The sequence below is a fragment of the Kitasatospora sp. NPDC057542 genome, assembly GCF_042801945.1.
Classification (GTDB): Bacteria; Actinomycetota; Actinomycetes; order Streptomycetales; family Streptomycetaceae; genus Kitasatospora.
On record NZ_JBHVFE010000027.1, the window covers coordinates 12,973 to 38,061 of the forward strand.

The window sequence follows — 25,089 nt, forward strand, 5'->3', positions numbered from 1 at the left end:
GTCGGACCAGCGCCCCGGGGTGCCGCGACGGGCACCCGTGATGACGGGGTCGGCTGTCGAGGAATACTCCCCTCCGCTGCCGTCGAGAGTAACAGGGAGGGCAAGGAAAGGTAAAGAAGGTAAAGAACCGTCAGAGATACGGCTCGATCGCCGGCAGCAGGTCCTGGAAGGTGCGCCCCTTCGCCGGCGCGCCGATCGCCTGCATCTCCCAGCCGCCGTTGCCGTCCCGGACCACCTTGGCCATGATCTGCCCGGTGTGCGGCCCGCCGCCCGCCAGCTCGTAGCGGGCCAGCTCCAGCCCGGTGGTCTCGTCCACCAGCCGGCAGTGCGCCCGCTGCACCTCGGCGAAGGTCTGCCCGGTGTACGAGCTCACCGTGAACACCACCTGGGTGATGTTCACGGGCACGTGCACCAGGTCGACCAGGATCGCCTCGTCGTCCTCGGCCCCGGAGCCGCCCTCCAGGTTGTCGCCGGTGTGCCGGACGGAGCCGTCGTTGCTCTCCAGGTGCGAGAAGAACACCACGTCGGACGGGGTCTTCTCGGCGTACAGCAGCGCCGAGGCGTCCAGGTCGATCTTCCGGGTGCGACTGCCGAACAGCCCGCGCTTGGGGGCGGCCTGCCAGCCGAGGCCCATCCGGACCACGGTCAGGGCGCCGCCCTGCCCCTTCTGGAGGCTGACCCGCTGCCCCTTGGCCAGGTTCACCGACACGACGTTGTCCTCTCTGCCGGCCGCGCGGTCACACCCGCGCGGCTCCACGGTGGAACACCCCGTCGCCGTCCCCCGGCTGAGGCCCCCTCTGCGTACGGCCCGCCACCCCGTCCCGAGGGCACGATGCCGCAGGCCAGCCTAGGGCCTGCGGCACCCCGGCCTCCCCCGGGTTTCCCCGTTTGTGGCAAGGCTGAGACACCCGTGGGCTTGACCGGTGTCATTCCGGCCAAGCCCGGTCGCCGCTCGGGTGCGCCCCTCCGGTACGCCTACGCCACACCGGCCTCGCGCATCTGCCGCAGTTCCTTCTTCAGTTCCTTGACCTCGTCGCGCAGCCGGGCCGCGACCTCGAACTGGAGGTCTGCGGCGGCCGTGTGCATCCGGTCGGTCATCTCCTGGATCAGGTCCGCCAGCTCGGCGGCCGGCAGGGACTTGACCGGCTTGCGCTCCGCGCCCAGCGACGGCACCGGGGCCTTGCCCTTGCCCTGGTTCCGGTACCCGGTGGAGAGCAGCTCGTCGGTGTCCACGTCCTCGCGGGCGAGGGTGTCCAGGATGTCGCCGATCTTCTTGCGCAGCGGCTGCGGGTCGATCCCGTGCTCCTTGTTGTAGGCCTGCTGCACGGCCCGGCGGCGGTTGGTCTCGTCGATGGCCTTCTCCATCGCGGGGGTGATCTTGTCCGCGTACATGTGGACCTGGCCGGAGACGTTACGGGCGGCGCGGCCGATCGTCTGGATCAGCGAGGTGCCGGAGCGCAGGAAGCCCTCCTTGTCCGCGTCCAGGATCGCCACCAGCGACACCTCGGGCAGGTCCAGCCCCTCGCGCAGCAGGTTGATGCCGACCAGCACGTCGTACCGGCCCGCCCGCAGCTCGCGCAGCAGCTCCACCCGGCGCAGGGTGTCCACGTCGCTGTGCAGGTACCGGACCCGGATGTCCAGGCCGAGCATGTAGTCGGTGAGGTCCTCGGCCATCTTCTTCGTCAACGTGGTGACCAGGACGCGCTCGTCCCGCTCGACCCGCTTGCGGACCTCGTGCACCAGGTCGTCGATCTGGCCCTCGGTCGGCTTGACGATCACCTCGGGGTCGATCAGGCCGGTCGGGCGGATGATCTGCTCGACCTGGCCGTCGCCGCGCGACAGCTCGTACGGGCCGGGCGTCGCCGACAGGTAGACGGTCTGGCCGATCCGCCCCAGGAACTCCTCCCACTTCAGCGGGCGGTTGTCCATCGCGGAGGGCAGCCGGAAGCCGTGCTCGACCAGGGTGCGCTTGCGCGAGGCGTCGCCCTCGTACATCGCGCCGATCTGCGGGACGGTGACGTGCGACTCGTCGATGACCAGGAGGAAGTCCTCCGGGAAGTAGTCGAGCAGGGTGTTCGGCGGGGAACCGGGCTCACGGCCGTCGAAGTGCATCGAGTAGTTCTCGACGCCCGAGCAGGTGCCGATCTGGCGCAGCATCTCGACGTCGTAGGTGGTGCGCATCCGCAGCCGCTGGGCCTCCAGCAGCTTGCCCTGCTTCTCCAGCCGGGCGAGCGTCTGCGCCAGCTCCGTCTCGATGCCGTCGATCGCGCGCTCCATGCGCTCGGGGCCGGCCACGTAGTGCGAGGCGGGGAAGACGTAGACGGAGTCGTCCTGGCTGATGATCTCGCCGGTGAGCGGGTGCAGGGTGTACAGCGCCTCGATCTCGTCGCCGAACATCTCGATCCGGACGGCGAGCTCCTCGTAGACCGGGAAGATCTCGATGGTGTCGCCGCGGACCCGGAAGGTGCCGCGGCTGAAGGCCACGTCGTTGCGGGCGTACTGGATGTCGACGAAGCGGCGCAGCAGGTCGTCCCGGTCGATCTCCTGGCCGACCTTGAGCGGCACCATCCGGTCCACGTACTCCTGCGGGGTGCCGAGTCCGTAGATGCAGGAGACCGAGGCGACCACGACCACGTCCCGGCGGGTGAGCAGCGAGTTGGTCGCCGAGTGGCGCAGCCGCTCGACCTCCTCGTTGATCGAGGAGTCCTTCTCGATGTAGGTGTCCGTCTGCGGGACGTACGCCTCGGGCTGGTAGTAGTCGTAGTACGAGACGAAGTACTCGACCGCGTTGTTCGGCAGCAGCTCGCGGAACTCGTTGGCCAGCTGAGCGGCCAGCGTCTTGTTCGGCGCCATCACCAGGGTGGGCCGCTGCAGTTTCTCGATCATCCAGGCCGTGGTGGCGGACTTGCCGGTGCCGGTGGCACCGAGCAGCACGACGTCCTTCTCCCCTCCCCTGATCCGCCGTTCCAGCTCGGCGATCGCCGTCGGCTGGTCGCCGTTCGGCTGGAAGGGGCTGACGACCTCGAAGGGCGCCACGGACCGCTCAATACTCGTGATGGGACGCACGCCTCCACCGTACGACCCACGACTGACAGGAGGGGCCTACTTGGCGCTGTCCCGGGCGAGGGCGACCAGGCGGGAGATGGCGCGCAGGTACTTCTTGCGGTAGCCGCCGCGCAGCATCTCCTCCGGGAACACCTGGTCGAAGGGCAGGCCGGAGGCGGTGATCGGCAGCTCACGGTCGTACATCCGGTCGGCCAGCACGACCAGGCGCAGCGCGGTGGACTGGTCGTCGACCTGCTTGACGCCGCGCAGGCAGACCGCGGTGACGTCGTCCAGCAGCGCGCCGTAGCGGCTGGGGTGGACGGCGGACAGGTGGGCGAGCAGGGCGTCGAAGTCGTCCAGCGCGGCGCCGGGGATGCGGGCCGCGGCGGCCTCGACGGCCTCGTCGGAGTACGGCGGCGGGGCGTCCGGCAGGCCGCGGTGGCGGTAGTCCTGGCCGTCGATCCGCATCGGGCGGAAGTGCGCCGACAGGCCCTGGATCTCGCGCAGGAAGTCGGCGGCGGCGAAACGGCCCTCGCCGAGCTTCTCCGGCAGGGTGTTCGAGGTGGCGCACAGCTTCACCCCGTTGTCGACCAGCCGGCCGAGCAGGGTGGAGACCAGCACGGTGTCGCCCGGGTCGTCCAGCTCGAACTCGTCGATGCAGAGCAGCTTGTGCCCGGAGAGGGTCTGCACGGCCTGCTGGAAGCCGAGCGCGCCGACCAGGTTGGTCAGTTCGACGAAGGTGCCGAAGGCCTTGGGGCCGGGGGCGGCGTGCCAGAGCGAGGCGAGCAGGTGGGTCTTGCCGACGCCGTAGCCGCCGTCGAGGTAGACCCCGGCCGGGCCGGTGGGCGCGGGGGCGGAGCGGCGGAACCAGCTGCGCTTGGGTGCGGAACCGTTTCCCCCGACAAGGGTGGCCGCGAACTGCTCCAGGACCTGGACGGCCTCGTACTGGCTCGGCTGGGTCTGGTCCGGGATGTACGTCCCGAAGCTCACGTCGGCGAACCGGGGCGGCGGGACCATCTCGGCGACCAGCCGCTCGGCGGGCACGACGGGGCGGCGGTCGGTGAGCGCGATCGGGGAGCCGGACGCGTGTGCGGCGGCTATCGGCTCGGTCGCGGCGGCGGGGTGGGAGGCTGCGGGCACATCAGTAGAGGGTACGCCTGCCCTGTACGCCGTCCGAACGACCCACGGTCCACGGTGGAAGACTGGGGACATGCAACAGTTGATCAGCCCGCTGAGCGCGACGCTTGCCGATCCCGCCGCGCTGGAATCGCTCGCCGCCCTCTACGCGTACCCCGAACAGGTGAATCAGGGGCGCCCCTGGCTGCGCGCCAACATGGTGTCCGGCCTCGACGGCGGGGCCAGGCTGGACGGGCTGTCCGAGGGGCTCTCCGGCGACGCCGACAAGCGGATCTTCGGGGTGCTGCGGGCGCTGTCGGACGTGGTACTGGTGGGCGCGGAGACGGTCCGCGCCGAGGGCTACCGTCCGGCCCGGGCGCGCAAGGAGTTCGCGGCGGCCCGGGCCGCGGCGGGGCAGGCGCCCGCCCCGGCGATCGCCGTGGTGAGCCGCTCGCTGCAGCTGGACCTGACCGCGCCGCTGTTCACCGAGCCGCTGGTCAGGACGGTGGTGATCACCACCGGGGACGCCCCCGCGGAGCGCCGCCGAGCGGTCGCCGAGGTGGCCGACCTGGTGCTCGCCGGCACCGGTTCGGTGGACCTGCGGGCGGGCGTGGCGGCCCTGGCCGAACGGGGCTGGACCCGGCTGCTGACCGAGGGCGGCCCGCGCCTGCTGGGGCAGATCACGGCGGCCGGCCTGCTGGACGAGCTGTGCCTGTCGCTGGCGCCGCTGCTCACCGGGGGCGACGCGCCGCGCATCCTCCACGATGCGCGAATGCCGGACGTGCAGCGGATGCGGCTGGTCTCATTGATCGAGCAGAAAGGATTCCTCTTCACCCGCTACCTGCGTTACCCGGGTTCGGATGACCCCGTGACCCCCCGATCGTGATCCCGTTATGCGATGCCGGGGCCCGGGGGCCGGCCACTGGAAGGGATTCACGTGTTCAAGACGGTACTGATGATCGAAAAGGCTCTCTCCGACGCGGACGTGGAGCTCGTCACCACGCTCCACGGCGAGGAGGAGGTGTCCTTCGTCGTCCTGATGCAGCCGCGCGGCAAGCAGGACGAACTGCTGCGAGCGCTCGACGACGTCGCCCTCGGCCACCTCGACAAGGTGGTGCACGAGCACGACGAGTCCGAGAGCGGGCCGACCGTGGCCACCGAGTCGCTGGAGCACAGCCTGCGCCACCTGCGCTCGGCCGGGACCGCGGCGGTGGGCGAGCTGGTCGAGGAGAAGCCGCTGGAGCGGCTGCGCGCGGTCGTCGAGGAACACCGGGCGGACGAGGTGGTGGTGCTCACCTCACCGCACTTCGTCGAGGAGTTCTTCCATCGCGACTGGGCCTCCCAGGCCCGGCACAAGGTAGGGGTCCCGGTGCTCAGGCTGTTCGCCAGCGACTCCTAGCCCGGCGCGCCGGTGGTGCAGAATCGTCCTTGCGGTCCGCCCGCGAGGACGATTCCGTCTTCCCGTCCCGTCCGCCCGACCTGTCTGCCCCCGCCCGTACGGAGCCACGCCTTGAACGACGCCGCGCACGACCTGCACGCCCCGCACTTCATCGGCATCGGCGGCGCCGGGATGTCCGGCCTGGCGAAGATCCTCGCCGTGCGCGGGGCCAGCGTCTCCGGCAGCGACTCCAAGGAGTCCGAGACCGTCCTCGCGCTGCGCGCCCTCGGCGCCACCGTGCACGTCGGCCACGCCGCCGAGCACGTGCCGGACGGCACCAGCAGCGTGGTCGTCTCCAGCGCGATCCGCGCCGACAACCCGGAGCTGGTGGCCGCCCACGAGCGCGGCATCCCGGTGGTGCACCGCTCCGACGCGCTGGCCGCGCTGATGGGCGGCCGCCGGGCGCTGGCGGTGGCCGGCACCCACGGCAAGACCACCACCACCAGCATGCTCGCCGTCGCCCTCGGCGAGCTGGGCCTGGACCCCTCCTACGCGATCGGCGGCGACCTCGACGCGCCCGGCTCCAACGCCCACCACGGCACCGGCGAGATCTTCGTCGCCGAGGCGGACGAGAGCGACCGCAGCTTCCACAAGTACGCGCCCGAGGTGGCGATCGTGCTCAACGTGGAGCTGGACCACCACGCCAACTACGCCTCGATCGAGGAGATCTACGAGTCCTTCGAGACCTTCGTCGGCCGGATCGTCCCCGGCGGCACCCTGGTGGTCTCGGCCGACCACGACGGCGCCCGCGAGCTCACCTCCCGGGTGGCCGGCCGCGAGGGCCTGAACGTGGTGACGGTCGGCTCCGCCGAGGACGCCGACCTGCGGGTGCTGTCGGTGGTCGCCCACGGCATGACCAGCGAGGTCACGGTGCTGCTGGACGGCGCCGAGCTGGCCTTCACCGTCTCGGTGCCCGGCCGGCACTACGCCCACAACGCGGTGGCCGCGCTGGCCGCCGGCGTCGCGCTGGGCGTCCCGGCCGCCGACCTGGCCAAGGCGCTCGGCGCCTACACCGGCGTGCGCCGCCGCCTCCAGCTCAAGGGCGAGGCCGGCGGGGTCCAGGTGATCGACTCCTACGCCCACCACCCCACCGAGATGACCGCCGACCTGGAGGCGATCCGCGAGGGCCTGACCGGCGAGGGCCGGGTGCTGGTGGTCTTCCAGCCGCACCTGTTCAGCCGCACCCAGCAGCTCTCCGAGGAGATGGGCCGGGCCCTGGCGCTGGCCGACGCCTCGGTGGTGCTGGACATCTACCCGGCCCGCGAGGACCCGATCCCCGGGGTGACCAGCGAGCTGATCGTCGACGCCGCCCGCCGGGCCGGCGCCGAGGTCACCGCCGAGCACTCCTTCGCCGCCGCCCCCGCCCTGCTGGCCGGCCTCGCCCGTCCCGGCGACCTGCTGCTCACCATGGGCGCCGGGGACGTCACCAACCTCGGGCCGGCCATCCTGGACCACCTCGGGGGAGGCCTGGCCCACCTCACGAACGTTGCTTCCAACGTCTGACCCGTACGTACACCGCGACCGGGAGCCCGTGATGAGCTACGAGATCGAGAAGACCGAGGCCGAGTGGCGCGCCCAGCTCAGCCCCGAGGAGTACCACGTACTCCGCGAGGCGGGCACCGAGCGCCCGTTCACCGGTGAGTACACCGACACCAAGACGGTGGGCGTCTACAGCTGCCGGGCCTGCGGGGCCGAGCTGTTCAGCTCCGAGACCAAGTTCGACAGCCACTGCGGCTGGCCGTCCTTCTACGATGCGCGCGACTCCGACGCCGTGGAGCTGCTGGAGGACAACAGCCTCGGCATGCGACGTGTCGAGGTGCGCTGCGCGACGTGCGGCGGGCACCTCGGGCACGTCTTCGAAGGGGAGGGCTACGGAACTCCGACCGACCTGCGGTACTGCATCAACAGCGTCTCGCTGACGCTGAGGCCGGCCGGGTAGGACGACCGGCAGGAGGCCCGGGCACCGTACGGTGTCCGGGCCTGCGCGTCATCCCGCGACCGGTTCGAAGCGGACCGGCAGGTGCATCAGGGCGCGGTGGAACGGGCCCGGGCGCCAGAGCAACTCCTCGGCGGGGGTCGACAGTTCGAGATCACTGAGGCGGCTGCCCAGCTGCTCGACGGCGGTGATCGCGATCAGCAGGGCCGGGTCCCTGGCCGGGCAGGCGTGCGGGCCGGCCGCCCAGGCCAGGTGGGCGCTCTCGCCGCTGCGCAGCCCGCCGTCCCCGGTGGGCGGCGCGGCCTGGGAGTTGGCGGCCGCGTACGAGACCAGGACCAGCGACCCCGCCTTGATCTCCCGGCCGTGGAAGGTGATGTCGTACCGCGGGTAGTGGGCCGAGAGGTTGGCCATCGGCGGCTCGTGCCAGAGCACCTCGTCGATCGCCTGGTGGGCGGTCATCGCGCCGCCGAACAGCGAGCCGGCGTAGCGGGCGTCGGTGAGCAGGCGCAGCAGGGCGTTGCCGATCAGGTTGGTGGTCGGCTCGTGCCCGGCGATCAGGGTCAGGGTGATCTGCCGGATCACCTCGTCGTCGTCCAGCCCGACCGGGTGGGTGACGTACCAGGAGGCCAGGTCGTGCCGGGGGCGCTCGCGGCGCTCGGCGACCATCGCGGTGACCACCGCCAGGAGCTTCCCGTACGAGGCGCCCGCCTGCGCGGTGGACTCGATCAGCCCGGTGATCGAGTCCACCACCTCGGCGCGCTGCTCCTGCGGCACGCCGAACCAGGTGGTGAGCACGAAGGCGGGCAACTGGCGGGCGTACTCGGCGATCAGGTCGGCGTGTCCGGCGCCGACGAAGCGGTCGATCAGCCGGTGCGCGGTCTCGGCGACCTGCCGCTGGAGCCGATGCGGTTCGAACAGCGCGAGGGCGTCGGTGATCACCGCTCGGTAGCGCGCGTGCGTCTCGCCGTCGCTGAACATGGCGGTCGGACGGTAGCCGAGCATCGGCATCAGCGGGGAGTCCGGCGGGATGGTCCGCTGCCAGGCCCGGGAGTCCTTGGAGAAGGTGTCGGTGTCGCGCAGCAGGTCCAGCGCGGCCTGGTAGTCGGTGACCAGCAGGGCCTGGACGCCGGGCGCGATCTCCACCGGGGCGACCGGGCCGTGCCGCCGCAGCCGCTCGTAGACCAGCTTGGGATCGGCGGCGAAGACCGGCCCGTGGATCGGGGTCGGTCGGGACTCGACGGTCACGGCTGCTCCGGGGTGGCGGGGGCGGCGGCGGGCAGGGCGTCCAGGATGTGCTCGGCCAGCGCGATCAGCGCGTCCAGGCTGCTGTCGCGCTCGCGGGCGTCGCAGAGCAGCAGCGGGGTGGCGGGGTGCAGGTCCAGGTGGGTGCGCAGCACCTCGACCGGGTGGTCCGGTGCGTCGGGGAAGCGGTTGACCGCGACGGCGTACGGCAGTCCCTGCTCCTCGACCATGTCCATGATCTCGAAGGAGTCCGCCAGCCGGCGGGTGTCGGCGAGCACCAGCGCGCCCAGGGCGCCGCGGGCGATGTCCTGCCAGAGCGGGAAGAAGCGGCGCTGGCCGGGAGTGCCGAACATGTAGAGCACGACGTTGCCGGGCAGGGTGAGCCGGCCGAAGTCGACGGCGACGGTGGTGGTGGCCTTCTCGGGCAGGCCGGCCAGGTCGTCCACCGGGCGGCCGGTCTCGGTCATCGCCTCCTCGGTGTGCAGGGTGGCGATCTCGGAGAGGGTGCGGATGAGGGTGGTCTTGCCGACCCCGAACGGGCCGGCCACCACCAGCTTCATCAGCGTCTGGCCCTGGTCGGGCAGGTAGCCCACCCGGCCCGGCTGATCCGCCCCTCCGGGCCGGATCGTCTGGTCTTCCGGGTCCGGCCGGCCGGCCGGGTCACCGGAGCGCACGGAGTCCAACGAGGAGCCTCTCGACGATGGAGCGGTCGGTCTGCTGGGCGCGCGGGATCGGCGCGCGGGCGTGCAGGCAGCCCGCCTCGACCAGGTCGGCCGCGAGGAAGACGGTGGCGCTGACCGGCAGGCGCAGGTGCGCGGCGGCCTCCACCACGGTCAGCGCGCCGGGGCGCAGCAGGTCCCAGAGCCGGCGGTGTTCGGGTTCCAGCGCGGCCGGCGGGTCGGCGCGGTCGGCGAACAGCACGGTCAGCCGCTCGAAGCCCTTGGTGCCGGGGCTGCTGCGGCCTCCGGTGGCCAGGTAGGCGGGCACCATCCGCCTGCGGGGGACGGCGGTCATGACCGGCCGTCGTCGTCCTGCCGCCGGGTCGGGCTCGCGAGCGCGCGACCCAGGGCGGCGACCTGCAGCTGCATCTGGTAGGCCACGTTGCCGAGCTGGGCGTCCGGCGAGGTGAACACGGCGAGCGAGGTGTTCTCCCCGGCGGGCACCACGATGGCGTAGCCGAGGTCGGACTCCACCACGGTCTGGGCCAGCCGGGGCCGCTCGGCGTCGGTGAACGCGGTGGTGAAGGCCCGGGCGGCGGCGTGCACGGTGGCGGTCATCGCGGCGACCCGCTCGGCCGAGGCGCGGTCCAGACCGCCCGAGGCGCCCTCGACCAGGCCGTCCCCGGTGGCGACGACCGCGTGCAGCACCCCCGGCAGCTCCAGCAGCGGGGTCAGCACCCACGAGATCTCGTCGGTGGCGGTCGGGCTGGGCGTGCTGCTCACTGCTCGGCTCCTTCTGAGGTCGGACCGGTGCTCTGGTCACCGGGGTCGCGGCCGGCGGTGGTGCCGCCGGGGGTGCTGGTGGTGTTCGTCGTGCCGGTGGTGCTGCCGCTGTCTCCGGGGGCGGCCCGGCCGGGTGCGGCGCCGGCGGCCTCCTCGCGGACGGCCCGGGCCACGGCTGCCCGGCCGGAGTCGGTGCCCCGCTGCAGCGCCTGCCAGTGGGCGGCGGCCCGCTCGGGGGTGCGTGCGGCCACGGGGGCGGGGGCGGGCATCGCGGTGGCCGGCTTCGCAGCGGCCAGCGGACGGCGGCGGCGCCGGGTGGGCAGGCCGGTGCCGTCGTCGGCCGCGGGTGCGTCCGCTGCGGGCGTGTCCGTCGTGGGTGCACCGGGCGCACCTGACGCACCGGCCGTGGGGCCGCCCTCCGGCGCGTCGCCCTCTGCCGGGCCGTCCGCGACCGGGTCGGGCACCACCCGGATGGCCGGGGCCGGGTGCGGGCCCGGACGGTTGTGGCGGTCGGCGAGCTGTGGGCCGTCCTGCTCGTCCGCGTCGCGCATCGGCGGGACGGCCGCGACGGTGGGCGCCGGGGCCGGGCCGGCGCCGCCGCGCAGCGGCAGCGGGGTGAGCACCGACAGCGGCCGCTCGTCGTCCACCACGGTCACCAGCGCGGCCGGGATGCGCAGGATGGTCCGCATGCCGCCGTACGGCGAGGGCTCGATGTGGCAGGAGAAGCCGTACTGGCGGGCCAGCTTGCCGATCACCGCGAAGCCGGTCTTGGGCGGGTTGCCGAGCTCGGTGAGCAGCATGTCCGGCGGGCCGGCCAGCAGCCGGCGGGCGCGGCGCAGCTGGTCCTCGTCCATGCCGATGCCACTGTCGTCGATGATCACCAGCGCGCCGCGGCCGCCCTGCTGGACGGTGACCGGGACGTCCGTCTCCGGGTGGGAGTAGGCGGTGGCGTTGGCGAGCAGCTCGGCGAGGGTGACGGCGATCGGCTCGGCGGCCCGGGCGACCACGGCGAGGTGCTGCTCGCGCAGGTGGTTGGCGACCTTGATCCGGGCGTAGCCGGGCACCCGGGAGAGCGCGCCGACGACCACCTCGGCGAGCGGCGAGTCGGTGCGGGCCAGGCCCGGCCAGGCCTCGCAGAGCACCGCGACGGTCTGGATCCGGCGCAGCGCGACCTCGTTGCGGAAGTCGACCTCCAGCAGCCGGGGGTCGTCGTTCTCGTGCTGGAGCTGCTGGACCAGGCTCTGGATCTGGTACAGCAGGGTCTGGATCCGGGAGGTGGCGCCGCGCATGGCGGCGCGGGCGGCGGCGTCCACCCGCTCGCGTTCGTCGGCGAGGGCGGCCTGGGCGGCGTCCAGGACGGCCTGAAGTGCCCGGACCGCCTCGGGGCCGACGGCCTGCGGGTCCAGCGGGCCGACCAGTGGGGCGTTGCTGTGGGTGAGCCGCACGGCGGTGGCGGCGACCCGCTCCTGGGCGAGGTGGCCGATCTCGGCGAGCAGCGCGGCGCCGCGCGCCTCGGCGGCGGCGAGCGCGCGGTCGGCCTGTTCGGCCCGGGCGGTCGCGGCGTCGCCCTGCTGGACGGCGTCCCGGACGGTGTCCTGCGCCTGCCGGGCCGCCTCCTGCGCCTCGCGCACGCTGTCCTCGGCGGCCCGGGTGCGCTCCTCCGCCCGCCGGGCGTCCTCCGCGGAGCGCCGGGCGGCCTCCTGTGCCTCGCGCTGCTGCTGCTCGACGCGGGCGAGCGCCCCCTCGGCGGCCCGGGCGCGCTCCTCGCCCCGGCCGAGCGCGGTCTCGGCGGCCACCGCCCGGGCGACGGCCCCGGCCCGGCCGCGGGCGAGCACGGCCGCGGCCACGGCGGCGACCAGCGCCAGGACGATCAGCGCGATCTGCGTCATCGAAGTCCTCGGGGGTGCTTGCGGGTTGGATCGGGTGGTTCGGCCGGGCCTGTCGGGAGGGGGCGCGGCGCGAGTGGGGCACCCGGGCGGGGGCGGCTCCGGGCAGGGGCGGTCCCGGGCGGGGTCAGTTCCGGGCGGTGCGCGGGGAGCGGACGTCGTCCTCGGCCAGCTCCCGGGCCACCAGGGCGACCTGACCCATGGCTTCCAGGACGCCCGGGGCCGCCGAGCCGTCCAGGTGCCGGTATTCGGCCGCGACGGTGAGCACCAGCCGCTCGGGCAGGCCGAGCTCGGGGTAGCGCTGCTCGGCGATCACCCGTCGGGCGGCGTCCAGGGCGGGTATCCCGGCGGCGTACAGGGCGTGGGCGCGCTCGCGGACGTAGGCGAGGTAGCCGATGTGCTCCCGGACGCCGTCGCGGTCGAGCACCGGGCCGTGGCCGGGCACGAAGATCTCCGCGCCGGTGGCCAGGGCCTGTTCGCAGGCGCCGATGATGTTCTCCAGCGGTCCGGCCCAGTGCGAGGGGTGGTCGCCGGGCTGCTCGGGCGTCGAGGAGAAGATCACGTCGCCGGTGAACACCGCGCGCTGGTGAGGGAGGTGGACCATGAGGTCCCCGCCCGTGTGGGCGGCGGGCAGGCTGGTGATCCGCACCGGGTAGCGGCCGACGGTCAGCTCCAGCTCGCCGGTGAAGACGGTGTCGGGGCGCACCGGCTCGGTGTCGGACCAGTCGAACCGCCCGAAGTGCTCCTTCAGGTAACCGCCGAGCACCGAGTCCGGGTCGCTGTTGACGACCAGCGCGTGCTGCTGCTGCGGGCTGGGCTCCCAGTGGATGTGCTCCAGTGCCTCGCGGGTGGCGATCACCTCGGCGTCCGGCAGCACCCCGGCGCCCCACAGGTGGTCCCCGTTGGCGTGGGTGACGACCACCCGGTCGATCCCGACCCCGTCCGGCAGCAGCCGCCGGCTCGCGGCGAGGAACTCCCCGGCCATCGAGGGGTCGTACGGCGTGTCGATCCAGAGCGCGGTGGTCTCCGAGGCCAGCAGCCCGCAGTTGGCCAGGCCCCACCCTCGCTTCGGCGGGAGCCACACGTACAGGTCCTCGGCAATCGCGCTCACGTTCGCACGGCTGATCGTCATGTGCGCGATTATGCCCATGCTGTGTCAGAAGTGGAGCAAGACCATGTCGGTTCAAGCCACTTCGCGTCCGGAGCAACCCGGGCTGCCCCGATTCGTCCCGCATGGTCTGGACCACATCTGGCCGAAGTGGCCTGGCCCGGCGCCCCGCGGAAGCCCACGAGCCGCCCCCTCGGACCAGCACCGACCCTCGGCGACGGCATCGATCGCACACGCACCCACCGCCGGCCGGACCGCGGTGTCAGAGCAGGTGCGCCGAGGGCCGCTTCAGCTGCTTGATCCCCTTGCGCTCCCCTGCGCAGCGCTCGTAGCCCAGCCATGCGTTGATCGCCAGCATCGGCCCGTTGGTCGTGTCGTTGCTGGTGTACGCGTGCCGGTAGCCCGCCGCCGCGGCGAGCCGCAGCGACTCCAGCTTGGCCGACTTGGTCAGCCCCCGGCCACGGAACTCCCGGCGGCAGGCGGTGAACGCGGACCAGTAGCGGTCCACCCCGTCGGTCTGCACCATGCTGAACGCGGCCGGCCGGCCGTCCACCACGGCGACGACGCTCAGCGCCAGGTCCCGGTCCGGCCGGGTCCAGTCGTTGCGCAGCCAGTCCTCGTACTTGTAGGCGTCCATCGGCACCTCGCTGCCGGGCTCGTCCAGGATGGCGTCCGACTCGACCAGGAACACCGGGTGCGGGTCGGCCGCCCAGTCGGCGGCCGGGCGCAGTTCGACCCCGGCCGGCAGTACGGGCGCGGGCGGCAGCGGAAGCGTCAGGTCCCGTCCGGCGAACTGCATGGTGCGCCCGAGCCGGTAGTCCTTGGCGGCGCCGAAGGCCAGCGAGGCGGGCTCGTCGTCCAGCCAGGTGTGCACCTCGGTCACCCCGTGCCCGGTCAGGTGCCGTTCGGCCGCGGCCAGCAGCGCGGTGGCCGCACCGCGCCGCCGGAACCCGGGCAGCACACTGCCGTTGGCGTAGCCGACGCCCGTGGTCGTCGTCCCGAGCACCACCCCGCAGCGCACCGCGCCGACCACCCGGCCGTCCAGCTCGGCAACGAAGGTGCGGAAGTGCTCCTCGGGGCTGGGCTGGGCGTTCAGCCAGACCAGTGTCTCGGCGGAGAGCACCAGGTGCTCGCGCCCGGCCCGGTGGGCCGTGGCCACGGCCTCGGCGTCCTCGGGGCGGAAGTCACGGATCGTCAAGGAGGAGGAAGGCGAAGAAGTCATGGATGCCCACGCTAGCCACGCCCGACCGCCCGGCGCCTCCGATTTTCCCGCCGCAGGGGCACCCCGCCTGCGGGGACGGCCCGAGGGCGGGACCGAAGTCCCCCACCACCGGAAGGACATGCTCAAATAATGCTCTGAGAAGACCGGGTGAGGCTTGGCAGCCACCCCGCCCGGGGACATTCTCAGCAGCACGGCCGCACGGTTCCGGCGACGACGCCCGCACCGGTCGACGGCCCTCCCACCCGGCCCTCCGAAGGGGGCGAACCGATGACTTCCCCTGCCCTGGACACCGTGCCCCGAGAAGCCGCCGACCGCGCGGCCGCGCCCCGCCTGGGCGTCGGCCTCGGCTGGCGCAGCGAGATCGACACCGTCGTCGAGCGCCAGCCCGGCCTGGACTGGGTCGAGGTGGTCGCCGAGAACATCTGCGCCGACCACCTGCCCGACTCCCTGACCGTGCTGCGCGAACGCGGGGTCACCGTCGTCCCGCACGGCGTCGGCCTCGGCCTCGGCGGCGCCGACCTGCCCGACCCCGGCCGCCTCGCCCGGCTCGCCGAAACCGCGCTGGCGCTCGGCTCCCCGCTGGTCACCGAGCACCTGGCGTTCGTCCGGGCCGGCGGCCTGGAGGCCGGCCACCTGCTGCCCGTCCCCCGCACCCGGGACTCGCTGCGGGTGATCGCCGAGAACGTCCGGATCGCCCAGGACCAGCTGCCGGTGCCGCTCGCCCTGGAGAACATCGCCGCCCAACTCTCCTGGCCGGACGACGAGTTCACCGAAGGACAGTTCCTCGCCGAGCTGGTCGACCGCACCGGCGTCCGCCTGCTGGTCGACGTCGCCAACCTGCACACCAACCGGGTCAACCTCGGCATCGACCCGGCCACCGAGCTCGACCGCCTGCCGCTGGAGGCGCTCGCCTACGTCCACGTCGCGGGCGGCACCCTGGTCGACGGCGTCTGGCACGACACCCACGCCCACCCCGTCACCGAGCCGGTGCTGGAAGTGCTGGCCGAACTGTGCGCGCGGGTCGCCCCGCCCGGGGTCCTGCTGGAGCGGGACGCCGGCTTCCCGCCGCCCAGCGAGCTGGCCGGTGAACTGGACGCCATCCGCCGGGTGCTGGAGGGGAGCACCCGGCGATGACCGACCTGACGAAGACCGCGCCGGACAACGCCGATGCCACCGACCAGGACCTCGCCGCCGCCCGGCGGCGCCTGGCCCGGCGCCAGGAGGAGCTGCTGACCGCCCTGGTGGCCGGCGGGCCCGTCCCGCCCGGCTTCGACGAACGCCAGGTCCGCGCCCAGTCCACCGGCCTGGCCGCCAAGCGGCGGGACACCACCGCCAAGGTGGCCCCGGACCTGCCCCGCGCGCTCGGGGCGCAGTACGGGCCGCTCTTCCTCGGCTACGCCCGCTCCCACCCGCAGACCGGCGGCTACCGCGCCGACGCCCGGGCCTTCGCGCAGTGGGTGCTCACCGACGGCGGCCCGCTCGCCGCCGACCACCGCCGGGCCCTGGAGCAGTGGCTCCACCCGGCCCCCGTACGGCCGCCCGGCCCGCTCGCGCGCCTGCGCCGGGCCCTGCGCCGCAAGCAGCCGGCGACCTCCGCAACGCCCTGACGAACCATCACCACCCCGGGGGAACCATCCATGTGGCACAACAGCTACTTCATCGTCCCGGTCGTCCTGCTGGCGGCCGCCGCCCTGTACGCCGCCCAGACCCGGCAGCGCGTCAGCCAGGTCCGGTACGCCAAGGGCCTGCCCGGCCGCGGCCTGCCGCTGCTCGACACGGCGTACCTGTCCGGCGGGGCGGGGCGGGTGTTCGACACCGCCCTGGTCCGCATGCACCTGAGCGAGCAGGTCGTGGTCAGCCGCTCCGGCCTGGTCACGCTCACCGGCGGCAAGCCGTACGACGCCGTCGACAAGGCGATCCAGGACGCCGTCGGCCCGACCGGGAGCCGTGAGATCGCCCCGCTGCGCCGCACGGTGACTCGCTCTGCCGCCGTCGGGGCGATCTGCGACCGGCTCGCCGACCGCGGCCTGCTGCACCGCCCCGAGCGGCAGTGGCGGGCCGCCAGGGCCCGCCGGCTGCTCTGGCTCGCGCTGCTCGTCGTGGTGGCCTCCGGGGTGGCCGCCGAGCTGCTCGACGACGGCGCCGCCGGCCACGAGCGCCCGAACCTCTGGGTCCCGGGCCTGCTGCTGTTCGTGGGCGTCGTCACACTGCTCGTCACCCGGCCGCTCAAGGGCCGGATCACCCCGGCCGGGAAGCGCCAGCTCTCCCTGATGCAGGGCACGCCGTGGACGCCCAAGGACGGGGTGGCGCCCCAGCTGGCCGGCGGCGCGCTGCTCGGCGCGCTCGCGCTCGGCGGCCTGGCCGCCGCCGGGCTGGAGAACCCGGAGCTGGAGGCCGCGATGCTGGCCGCGGGGGCCGAGGACGAGGCCGTACGGCAGGCGACCGCCGCGGGCTCAGCCGCGTCGTCGTCCGGGTCGTCCTCCTCGTCCTCGTCGTGCTCCTCCGGTTCCTCCGGCTCCTCCGGCTGCGGGTCGTCCAGCTGCAGTTCCTCGCACTCCTCCAGCTGTGGCTCCTCACACTCCTCCAGCTGCGGGTCCTCCTCCAGCTGCGGATCGAGCTGCGGTGGCGGCTGCGGCTCCTGAGACACCCCCGGCAGGCTCGCACGTGGGCTCGCCGAGCGCGGCTTCGTCCACCACGTCGGCCGCCTGCGGGGCGCGCTGCGGCGGCGGATCCTGACTCCGGCGGCGCCCGCCGGACGTCACAGTTCGGTATCGCGGACCGGGAAGACGTCCCGCGCGCCGTCGACGCAGGCATACAACAAGCCCATGTGGTTGCTGTTCCTCATCCCGGCATGCGTCGCGGCGGTCCTGTCCTGCCTCCGACTGGTCCGGATGACCGCCACCGCCGACGCCCTGGCCGACCGGAACGGCCTGCGGCCCCCCGAAGCCGTCGGCATCGGCCTGTACGAGACCGCCTACCTGGCCGGGGGCCCGGGCCGGGTGGTCGAGCTCGCCCTCGTCCTGATGGCCGGCCGCGGACGGCTGCACCTGGCGCACACCGGCTGGACCACCGTGGTCGACCCCAAGGGCCGCAGCCGCCTGGAGCGGGCCGTCATCGCCACGGTCGGTCCCGAGGGCCAGTGCCGGACGGACGAGCTGCGCCGGGCGATGGCCGAGCACCCCACCGTGCTGGAGATCGGAGCCCGGCTCGCACTGGCGGGCCTGGCCACCCCGGCCCTGGTGCAGCGCAACACCGTGGTGGTGATCCGGCAGGTCCGGCACGCGCTGTTGCTGTCGCTGATCCTGCTGGCCGCCGCGCTGGCCCTCGGCGGCTTCACCGGCGGTGACACCGTCGCGCCGCTCGCCTGGTTCTCGCTGCCGCTGGTGCTCACCTCGGGCACCTTGCTGATGGCCCGGGTCGACGTCTACCCGTACACCCGCTGGGCCTCCCCGATCGGCCAGGAGGTGCTGCGCGAGGTCCGCCCGGCCCGCCAGCGTGGCCTGGCCGACGACGAGGAGCGCGAACTGCTCACCGCCGTCGCCATGAACGGCCCGGCCGTCCTGCCCGACGCCCGGCTCCGCGCCGCCCTGCGCCCGCACCGGACCTGAGCCCGCACCTCGGCAAAAGCGGCTGCGCCGACCCATCGGACCAGGGCAGACTCCTGCCCGTGGACGAACTCGACCCCGCCGGCCGCGCCCCCGCCGCGCCGGCCCTCGGCAAGCAGGCCCTCGCGACGCTGGAGCGCGCCCGCTTCGAGGGCCGCGCGGTCCGGCTGCGCCGCTCCGTCCCCGGCGCGGACCGGCTGGAGGGCTTCGTCCTCGGCACCGGCCCGGTCTGGACCCTGCTCGCCAACTGCACCGACCACCGCCTCGACGGCTGGACCGCCGTCCGCACCGCCGACCTGCACAAGGTCCGCGACCGCGGCGGCGAGGAGAGCCTGACCGTCCGGGCGCTGCGTCGCCACGGCCTGTGGCCGGTCCGCCCGCCCGGCGCCGACCTCCCGCTGGACGACCTGCCCGGCCTGCTCACCGCCGCCTGCGCCGAGTACGGCCTGATCGCCCTGCACACCGAGCACCGCGACCCCGGCGTCTGCCGGGTCGGTACGGTCACCGCGCTGCGCCCCGCCTCGCTGCGGCTGCACGAGGTCGACCCCGAGGCGCGCTGGCACCCGGAGCCGACGAAGTTCCGCTTCAAGGACGTCACCCGGGTCGACCTCGGCGACCACTACACCTCCGTGCTGCGCGAGTTCGCCGGGCCGCGCCCGTAGCACCCCGTCGAACGCCGGAGGCCGGCTCCCCCGATGCGGGGGAACCGGCCTCCGACGACCGTATGGTCGCTCAGACCAGGCCGTTCAGCAGCTCGCTGACCGGCTTGCGGCGGCCGGTGAAGAACGGCACCTCCTCGCGGACGTGCAGCCGGGCCCGGGAGGGGCGCAGGTCGCGCATCAGGTCGACGATCCGGTGCAGCTCGTCCGCCTCGAAGGCGAGCAGCCACTCGTAGTCGCCGAGCGCGAACGAGGCCACCGTGTTGGCCCGCACGTCCGGGTAGCCGCGCGCCATCATGCCGTGCTCGGCGAGCATCGCGCGCCGCTCCTCGTCCGGCAGCAGGTACCACTCGTAGGAGCGGACGAACGGGTACACGCAGACGTAGTCGCGCGGGCGCTCGTCGGCCAGGAAGGCCGGGATGTGCGACTTGTTGAACTCGGCCGGGCGGTGCAGCGCCATGTTCGACCAGACCGGCTCCAGCAGCCGGCCGAGGCCGGTGCGGCGGAAGCGGTTGTACGCCTCCTGGAGGTCGTCCGAGTCGGCGGCGTGCCACCAGACCAGGATGTCGGCGTCGGCGCGCAGACCGGAGACGTCGTACGTGCCGCGCACGGTCACGTCCTTGGCGGCCAGCTGGGCGAACAGCTCGTCCACCTCGGCGGCCAGCGCGGTGCGGTCCTCCGGCAGGGCGCCCTTGAGCTTGAACACCGACCACATGGTGTAGCGGATGACCTGGTTCAGGTCGCGCGCCTTCTTCTTCTCGGGCCGCTGCTCCGGCTCCCGCTCAACGCTCTCAGTCATGCGTCCATTGTCCTCTCCGTGGAACCTTCCCCCGTCGCCGGGGTCAACACTCTGTCGACGGCCGCCGCGGCGGCGGCCGCCGAACCGATGCACGCCGGAATGCCCACCCCGTCGTACGCGGCGCCGCACAGCGCCAGCCCGCCCACCCGCGCCGCCGCTGCCCGCACCCTGGCCACCCGGTCCAGGTGCCCCACCGGGTACTGCGGCAGACCGGCCGCGAAGCGGGACACGAAGGTGTCGTACGGCCGGGCGGTCAGCCCGATCGCCTCCTTGAGGTCCGCCAGCGACCGCGCCACCAGCTCCTCGTCCGCCAGCCCCAGCGCCTCCTCCTCGCGGTACCGGCCCAGCGAGGTGCGCAGCAGGAACGCGTCCGGCGCGGAGCGCTCCAGCCAGCCCCACTTGTTGGAGGAGAAGGTCGAGGCCTTGATCCGCCGCCCGTCCACCGGCGGCACCAGGAAGCCGCTGCCGCTCGGCAGCCGGGCCAGGTCGGCGCGGCGGAAGGCCAGGGTCACCAGGGCCATGCCCGCGTACTCGACGGCGTCCAGCTCGGTGGCGGCCGCCGGGACGTCCTCGCGCAGCAGCCGGGCCGCGGCGGGGGCCGGGACGGCCAGCACCACGGCGTCCGCGTGCAGCACCTGCCCGCCGGTCACCACCCGCCAGCCGTCGGGGGTGCGGCGCAGCTCGTCCACCGGGGCGTCGGTGCGCAGGTCCACCCCCGCCTTGACGCAGGCCGCGGCGACCGCGCCGGGAAGGGTGCCGAGGCCGCCGCGCAGGCCCTGGAACACGGGGGTGCCGACCACCTTCGGCCGGGAGGCCAGCTCGTGCACCCCCTCGACCAGCGAGCCGCCGCCGCGCGCGATCGACAGCAGCTGCGGTACGGCGGCACGCAGCGAGATCTCGTCGGCGCGGCCGGCGTAGACGCCGCCGAGCAGCGGCTCGACCAGCCGGTCCACCACCTCCCGGCCCAGCCGGTCGGCGACGTAGCGGCCGATCTCGACGTCCTCGCCGACCTCGGTGGTCTGCTCGTGCCGGGCCCGCTCCAGCCCCTCGGCGGTCAGCACCCCGGAGGCGGCCAGCGCCTCCAGGTCACCGGGGACGCCCATCACCTGCCCGCCGGGCAGCGGCCGCAGCGCGCCGCGGGTCCAGATCGCGGCCTTCGCGGTGGTCGGCGGCTCCAGCTCCTGCGCCAGCCCGACCGCCCGGGCCAGCTCCACCGCCTCCGGCCGCCGGGCCAGCACCGACTCGGCCCCGAGGTCCACCCGGACCCCGCCGACCTCCCCGCCCCACAGCTTCCCGCCGACCCGCCCGGACGCCTCCAGCACCGTCACCCGCGCCCGCGCCGGCCCCCCGGCCGCCCCACTCAGGAAAGCGGCCGCAGCCAGCCCCGCGATCCCACCACCGACGACGACGACCTGTGCATCCGACATGCTCCGCAGTCTCGCAGGTCTTTACGTCTGGCCCTCAATCCCCTGCACGCCTCCACTTGGGCACGAGTCCGCCGAGGTCGATGGCAACGGGAAACGGCACCGGCCGCTCCAGCTTGCCCCGGAAGATCCCGGCGGCCACGTACGCGGAGGTCGGGCCGTCCAATTCGTAGACGTGCACGACCGGCAGGCCGTCCTCCTCCTCGACGATCCAGTAGTGCGGGATGCCCGCCTCCGCGTACTTGCGAACCTTGACCGTGCGGTCGCGGTGCGCGGACTCCGGGGAGACGACCTCCGCGACGAGCACCACGTCAGCGGGGACGTACCAGGTGCGGTCCGGGTCGTACGCCGCTGTGGCCACCACCACGTCAGGCTCCGGCCGGTTGCGCGGGTCGAGCTTGATCGTCATCTCGCGCTCGGCGATCGTCCCGTCAGGAACCGACTCCTCCAGCGCGGCGGTCAGCCTCGACACGACCTGGCTGTGCCACGAACGCTGCGGGGACATCATGAAGACCAGCGCTCCATCGATCAGTTCGGTGTGCCGCGGCGCCTGCGGCAGATGGTCGAGGTCGTCGGCAAACCAGCCCTCGTCTCTGGGCGCGTACATCCAGTCCGGCAGCTCGCTCATGGCCCCAAGATAGCGAGTTCGGGAGCGCGACGGACCGCCGCTTAATCTGTGTGCTATGGAACCGATCGTGGTGAGTGCGTGTCTGGCCGGAATTCCCTGTCGGTACGACGGGCGGGCGAAGACCTCCGACGACGCCGTGCGGCTGGTCGAGGAGGGGCGGGCCGTGGTGGTGTGCCCGGAGGGGGCGGGCGGGTTGCCGACGCCGCGGCCGCCGGCGGAGATCGTGGGCGGGGACGGCGCGGACGTGCTGGACGGGCGGGCCCGGGTGGTGGACGCGACCGGGGCGGACTGCACCGCGGAGTTCCTGGCCGGCGCCCGGGCGGCGCTCGCCGCCGCCGAGGAGGCGGGGGCGGGTCGGGCGGTGCTGATGGCGCGCAGCCCGTCCTGCGGCTGCGGGCAGGTGTACGACGGGACGTTCACCGGGGAGCTGCGCCCCGGTGACGGGGTGACGGCGGCGCTGCTGCGCCGGGCCGGGATCGAGGTCACGGCCGGATAGCGGGCCCCCGGAGCCGGAGGCCCGCCACCCGGGGCTCAGCGCGCGCTGGCCTCGTGGACGAAGGCGACGAGGCGGCTGAGCGCGTCCGGGTCCATGGACGGCAGCACGCCGTGGCCGAGGTTGAAGATGTGGCCGCTGGTGCCGAGCGCCTGGGCCGCGTGCAGCACCTCGCGGGCCTTGGTCTCCACGACCTTGGTGGGCGCGAACAGCACCGCCGGGTCGAGGTTGCCCTGCAGCCCCTTGCCGGGGCCGACCCGCTCGGCGGCGACGTTCAGCGGCACCCGCCAGTCGACCCCGACGATGTCCGCGCCGGCCTGGCCCATCAGGCCGAGCAGCTCGCCGGTGCCGACGCCGAAGTGGATCCGCGGCACGCCGTACCCGGCGACGGCGTCGAAGACCTTGGTGCTGGCCGGCATCACCGAGCGGCGGTAGTCGTCGGGCGCGAGCGCGCCGACCCAGGAGTCGAACAGCTGGATCGCCGAGGCACCGGCCTCGATCTGCACCTTGAGGAAGGTCGAGGTGATGTCCGCGAGCCGGTCCACCAGGGCGGCCCACAGCTCGGGCTGCCCGTACATCATGGCCTTGGTGTTCTCGTGGTTCTTGGACGGCCCGCCCTCGACCAGGTAGCTGGCCAGCGTGTACGGCGCTCCGGCGAAGCCGATCAGCGGGGTCTCGCCGAGCTCGTCCACCAGCAGGCCGACGGCCTCGGTGATGTAGGGGACGTCATCGGGCTCCAGCGGGCGCAGCCGCTTCAGGTCCTCGACGGTGCGGATCGGGTCGGCGATGACCGGGCCGATGCCGGCCTTGATGTCGACGTCGATGCCGACGGCCTTGAGCGGCACCACGATGTCGCTGAAGAAGATCGCCGCGTCCACCTTGTGCCGGCGCACCGGCTGGAGGGTGATCTCCTTGACCAGCTCGGGCCGCATGCAGGACTCCAGCATGGGGATGCCCTCGCGGACCTTCAGGTACTCGGGCAGCGAGCGGCCGGCCTGACGCATGAACCACACCGGGGTGTGCGGCACGGGCTCGTGCCGGCAGGCGCGCAGGAACGCGGAGTCGTACGCGGCGCCGCGGCGCCCGGGGGTGGTCGGGCCGTCGTGGGTGGCCGCCGTCGTGTCTGCCGTAGTCTCGCTCACGCGTCAAATCTTCGCACGCGTGCCGGGCCCGGTTTCCCGGCCGGTCTCGTCGGTTCCTCCAAGATCTGTCCGGGTTTGCCGTTCCGGCACGCCGCAGGGAGAGAAGTTGCGGCGATAACCCCGTTCTTCGACCTAGTCTTCGGGACATGGCAGCGGTCGGAGGGCACCCCGCGCAGGGTGGCGGAGCAGGTGGCGGAGCGGGTCGCGAGGGGGCACCGAGCGAGTTCCGGGCGGCCGTGGCGGCCCTGGACGGGGCCCGGCTGCGCCCCGAGGTGCAGCTCTCCCCCGCGCCGGCGCCGCGCCGGCTCGCCCCGTACTCGTTCGCGGTGACCGCCTCGGTCGAGGTGGACGGCGAGGAGCTGGCGGACGGCCGGCTGGTCCTGCTGTACGACCCGGCCGGGCAGGAGGCCTGGAACGGGGAGTTCCGGGTGGTCACGATGACCCGGGCCGAGTTGGAGCCGGAGATGGCCGGCGACCCGATGCTCTCCGAGGTCGGCTGGGCCTGGCTGCTGGACGCCCTGCAGGCGCACGGCGCCGGGTACGCCGAGCCGTCCGGCACGGTGACCCTGGCCTCCTCCCAGTACTTCGGCGGCCTGGCGGACCGCCCGTCCTCGACCGAGATCGAGATCCGGGCCTCCTGGACCCCGGCCGACGGCCGCTTCGAACGGCACCTGGCGGCCTGGGCGGACCTGCTGTGCATCAGCGCCGGCCTGCCGCCGGCCGCCCCGACCCCGCAGGGGCCCTCCGAGGTTTCTTCACTCGGTGGAGTGGTCCCGATGCCGTCCCGGCGACGCCCCCGGTCGCACTGACGGGTGGCGTCGGGACCCGACGGCACCCGGGGGCCCGACGCCACCCCCAGGGCTGACGGAGTGTGACTTCGAACTCGCTCTGTGTCAATTCGCCGGTCGATACCGACCGATCAACACCGAATCTGATCGATTTTGTGCGAATACCGGGCATGTCGCGTCAATCATTTGCGCGATTTGTCCGTATTGTTACTCACTAGATCGTGATCTTTCGCTAAAGCCGGGCACGGATGCTGCCGAAGCAGACTGTGACCCTTTCCAAACGCGGAACACTCCGACCGCCCCCATCGGGGTTCCGTCCGCCACTCCCCGCAGGAGGCCTGGTGTCGGTCCTTCTTGAGCACCCCGCAAACGTGGTCGCCTACCGGCCGACCAAGCCCACCGCCATGGTGGTCATCGCCGATCCCCGTGTCCGAAACACCGTCACCCGCCACCTGTGGGCACTCGGCGTCCGGGACGTGATCGAGGTGTCGTCGATCGCCGAGGCCCGCCCACGGGTCTCCACCCCTCGTGACATCTGCGTCGCCGACGTACACCTGCCGGACGGCTCCGGGCTGACCATCCTCGCCGAGACCCGCGCCGCGGGCTGGCCCAACGGCCTGGCCCTGTCCGCCGCCGACGACATCGGCGCGGTCCGCAGCGCGCTGGCCGGCGGTGTCAAGGGATACGTGGTGACCGGTACCCGGACGAACGTCGCGATGCCGGGCCGCCCCGGGATGCCGCTCGGCGCCGCCGGGCTGGCCGGCCGGATGCGCCGCCCCGGAATGCCGGGCATGCCGGGCGCGGCCGGTGCTCCGGGCGCCCCTGGCGCCCCTGGCGCCCCCGGGGCCCCCGGGGCGCCGGGCGCGCAGCAGGCCGCCTACCGCGAGCTGTCCGGCCGCGAGGTCGAGGTGCTGCGACTGGTCGCCGAGGGACAGTCCAATAAGGCGATCGGCGTAGCGATGGGTCTGTCGGCGCTCACCGTCAAGAGCCACCTCGCGCGGATCGCCCGCAAGCTGGGCACCGGCGACCGTGCCGGAATGGTCGCGGTCGCGCTGCGCACCGGCATCATCCACTGAGCCGGGCACTTTTGACCGCTGCGGCGGCCGAGGAGGAACG

24 protein-coding genes and 1 pseudogene are annotated in these 25,089 nt (G+C 73.6%); 11 read left to right on the forward strand and 14 right to left on the reverse strand.

The genetic code is table 11. From position 1 onward, the window contains the following. Positions 1 to 130: 130 nt before the first annotated feature. From ACFU7Y_RS05985 to zapE, 3 genes are all read right to left on the reverse strand, one after another. Positions 131 to 709: a TerD family protein gene (locus ACFU7Y_RS05985; protein WP_224275331.1), complete on the reverse strand. Its 579-nt coding sequence runs from the start codon at positions 707 to 709 to the stop codon at positions 131 to 133. 266 nt (positions 710 to 975) lie between these two features. After that, entirely contained in the window at positions 976 to 3,066 is a 2,091-nt protein-coding gene (gene uvrB, locus ACFU7Y_RS05990; RefSeq protein ID WP_380766594.1) for an excinuclease ABC subunit UvrB, read from the reverse strand. Between the two features lie 36 nt (positions 3,067 to 3,102). Beyond that, on the reverse strand, positions 3,103 to 4,185 hold the full coding sequence (gene zapE / locus ACFU7Y_RS05995) for a cell division protein ZapE (RefSeq protein ID WP_374119901.1): 1,083 nt from the start codon (positions 4,183 to 4,185) through the stop codon (positions 3,103 to 3,105). A gap of 70 nt (positions 4,186 to 4,255) precedes the next feature. Between zapE and ACFU7Y_RS06000 the strand changes: the two genes are divergently transcribed. The 4 genes from ACFU7Y_RS06000 to msrB all read left to right on the forward strand — a co-directional run bounded on the left by ACFU7Y_RS06000 (position 4,256) and on the right by msrB (position 7,538). Continuing rightward, a complete protein-coding gene (locus tag ACFU7Y_RS06000; RefSeq protein ID WP_224275335.1) occupies positions 4,256 to 5,047 on the forward strand; it encodes a pyrimidine reductase family protein in 792 nt (263 codons plus the stop codon). A gap of 51 nt (positions 5,048 to 5,098) precedes the next feature. After that, positions 5,099 to 5,560 carry an indole-3-glycerol phosphate synthase gene (locus ACFU7Y_RS06005; protein WP_380766596.1) on the forward strand — a complete coding sequence of 154 codons (462 nt, stop codon included), beginning with the start codon at positions 5,099 to 5,101 and terminating at the stop codon, positions 5,558 to 5,560. A gap of 111 nt (positions 5,561 to 5,671) precedes the next feature. Further along, entirely contained in the window at positions 5,672 to 7,102 is a 1,431-nt protein-coding gene (gene murC, locus ACFU7Y_RS06010; protein WP_380766597.1) for a UDP-N-acetylmuramate--L-alanine ligase, read from the forward strand. Positions 7,103 to 7,133: 31 nt separating this feature from the next. Further along, the gene (gene msrB / locus ACFU7Y_RS06015) at positions 7,134 to 7,538 is read left to right on the forward strand and encodes a peptide-methionine (R)-S-oxide reductase MsrB (protein WP_380766598.1); all 405 of its coding nucleotides are present in this window, start codon (positions 7,134 to 7,136) and stop codon (positions 7,536 to 7,538) included. Between the two features lie 48 nt (positions 7,539 to 7,586). On the opposite strand, the gene ACFU7Y_RS06020 is transcribed toward msrB, so the two are convergent. The 7 genes from ACFU7Y_RS06020 to ACFU7Y_RS06050 all read right to left on the reverse strand — a co-directional run bounded on the left by ACFU7Y_RS06020 (position 7,587) and on the right by ACFU7Y_RS06050 (position 14,435). Further along, on the reverse strand, positions 7,587 to 8,780 hold the full coding sequence (locus ACFU7Y_RS06020; RefSeq protein ID WP_380766599.1) for a cytochrome P450: 1,194 nt from the start codon (positions 8,778 to 8,780) through the stop codon (positions 7,587 to 7,589). Continuing rightward, positions 8,777 to 9,337: an ATP/GTP-binding protein gene (locus ACFU7Y_RS06025; RefSeq protein WP_224275370.1), complete on the reverse strand. Its 561-nt coding sequence runs from the start codon at positions 9,335 to 9,337 to the stop codon at positions 8,777 to 8,779. Before ACFU7Y_RS06025 ends, ACFU7Y_RS06020 begins: the two co-directional genes overlap by 4 nt. A 100-nt stretch (positions 9,338 to 9,437) precedes the next feature. After that, positions 9,438 to 9,791, reverse strand: a complete 354-nt coding sequence (locus ACFU7Y_RS06030) for a DUF742 domain-containing protein (RefSeq protein WP_224275352.1) — start codon at positions 9,789 to 9,791, stop codon at positions 9,438 to 9,440. Then, positions 9,788 to 10,219, reverse strand: coding sequence for a roadblock/LC7 domain-containing protein (locus tag ACFU7Y_RS06035; protein ID WP_224275354.1), 432 nt, complete (start codon positions 10,217 to 10,219; stop codon positions 9,788 to 9,790). Before ACFU7Y_RS06035 ends, ACFU7Y_RS06030 begins: the two co-directional genes overlap by 4 nt. After that, on the reverse strand, positions 10,216 to 12,108 hold the full coding sequence (locus tag ACFU7Y_RS06040) for an ATP-binding protein (RefSeq protein ID WP_380766601.1): 1,893 nt from the start codon (positions 12,106 to 12,108) through the stop codon (positions 10,216 to 10,218). Before ACFU7Y_RS06040 ends, ACFU7Y_RS06035 begins: the two co-directional genes overlap by 4 nt. Before the next feature lie 124 nt (positions 12,109 to 12,232). Continuing rightward, complete coding sequence (locus ACFU7Y_RS06045; RefSeq protein WP_380766602.1) at positions 12,233 to 13,237, reverse strand: MBL fold metallo-hydrolase; 1,005 nt, start codon at positions 13,235 to 13,237, stop codon at positions 12,233 to 12,235. A 238-nt stretch (positions 13,238 to 13,475) separates the two neighbouring features. After that, positions 13,476 to 14,435 (reverse strand): GNAT family N-acetyltransferase, encoded by a 960-nt coding sequence (locus ACFU7Y_RS06050; protein ID WP_380766603.1) that lies wholly within the window; start codon positions 14,433 to 14,435, stop codon positions 13,476 to 13,478. Positions 14,436 to 14,702: 267 nt separating this feature from the next. Between ACFU7Y_RS06050 and ACFU7Y_RS06055 the strand changes: the two are divergent. The 4 genes and pseudogenes from ACFU7Y_RS06055 (at position 14,703) to ACFU7Y_RS06070 (ending at position 18,702) form a co-directional block, all read left to right on the forward strand. Then, a pseudogene (locus ACFU7Y_RS06055) lies at positions 14,703 to 16,042 on the forward strand (DUF692 domain-containing protein). 30 nt (positions 16,043 to 16,072) lie between these two features. After that, the gene (locus ACFU7Y_RS06060; protein WP_380766604.1) at positions 16,073 to 17,077 is read left to right on the forward strand and encodes a TIGR04222 domain-containing membrane protein; all 1,005 of its coding nucleotides are present in this window, start codon (positions 16,073 to 16,075) and stop codon (positions 17,075 to 17,077) included. Between the two features lie 183 nt (positions 17,078 to 17,260). Then, positions 17,261 to 18,043, forward strand: coding sequence for a TIGR04222 domain-containing membrane protein (locus tag ACFU7Y_RS06065; protein WP_224281620.1), 783 nt, complete (start codon positions 17,261 to 17,263; stop codon positions 18,041 to 18,043). A gap of 59 nt (positions 18,044 to 18,102) precedes the next feature. After that, positions 18,103 to 18,702: a hypothetical protein gene (locus ACFU7Y_RS06070; protein WP_224281621.1), complete on the forward strand. Its 600-nt coding sequence runs from the start codon at positions 18,103 to 18,105 to the stop codon at positions 18,700 to 18,702. 70 nt (positions 18,703 to 18,772) lie between these two features. Here the strand turns inward: ACFU7Y_RS06070 and hemQ are convergent, their stop codons facing one another. The 3 genes from hemQ to ACFU7Y_RS06085 are packed head-to-tail and all read right to left on the reverse strand — an operon-like array spanning position 18,773 to position 21,550. Further along, complete coding sequence (gene hemQ / locus ACFU7Y_RS06075) at positions 18,773 to 19,498, reverse strand: hydrogen peroxide-dependent heme synthase (protein WP_224281623.1); 726 nt, start codon at positions 19,496 to 19,498, stop codon at positions 18,773 to 18,775. Then, a complete protein-coding gene (hemG, locus tag ACFU7Y_RS06080) occupies positions 19,495 to 20,925 on the reverse strand; it encodes a protoporphyrinogen oxidase (protein WP_224281625.1) in 1,431 nt (476 codons plus the stop codon). Before hemG ends, hemQ begins: the two co-directional genes overlap by 4 nt. A 34-nt stretch (positions 20,926 to 20,959) precedes the next feature. Next, positions 20,960 to 21,550: a Uma2 family endonuclease gene (locus tag ACFU7Y_RS06085; RefSeq protein ID WP_224281627.1), complete on the reverse strand. Its 591-nt coding sequence runs from the start codon at positions 21,548 to 21,550 to the stop codon at positions 20,960 to 20,962. Between the two features lie 55 nt (positions 21,551 to 21,605). On the opposite strand from ACFU7Y_RS06085, the gene ACFU7Y_RS06090 reads away from it, so the two are divergent. Further along, a complete protein-coding gene (locus ACFU7Y_RS06090) occupies positions 21,606 to 22,046 on the forward strand; it encodes a DUF523 domain-containing protein (protein WP_224281628.1) in 441 nt (146 codons plus the stop codon). A 35-nt stretch (positions 22,047 to 22,081) separates the two neighbouring features. Here ACFU7Y_RS06090 and hemE read toward each other — a convergent pair whose 3' ends face one another. Continuing rightward, on the reverse strand, positions 22,082 to 23,095 hold the full coding sequence (gene hemE, locus ACFU7Y_RS06095; protein WP_224281633.1) for a uroporphyrinogen decarboxylase: 1,014 nt from the start codon (positions 23,093 to 23,095) through the stop codon (positions 22,082 to 22,084). 236 nt (positions 23,096 to 23,331) lie between these two features. On the opposite strand from hemE, the gene ACFU7Y_RS06100 reads away from it, so the two are divergent. Together ACFU7Y_RS06100 and ACFU7Y_RS06105 are read left to right on the forward strand one after the other, a co-directional pair. Next, entirely contained in the window at positions 23,332 to 23,994 is a 663-nt protein-coding gene (locus tag ACFU7Y_RS06100; RefSeq protein ID WP_224281630.1) for a DUF3000 domain-containing protein, read from the forward strand. Between the two features lie 320 nt (positions 23,995 to 24,314). After that, the gene (locus ACFU7Y_RS06105; RefSeq protein ID WP_380766605.1) at positions 24,315 to 25,049 is read left to right on the forward strand and encodes a LuxR C-terminal-related transcriptional regulator; all 735 of its coding nucleotides are present in this window, start codon (positions 24,315 to 24,317) and stop codon (positions 25,047 to 25,049) included. Positions 25,050 to 25,089 lie beyond the last annotated feature (40 nt).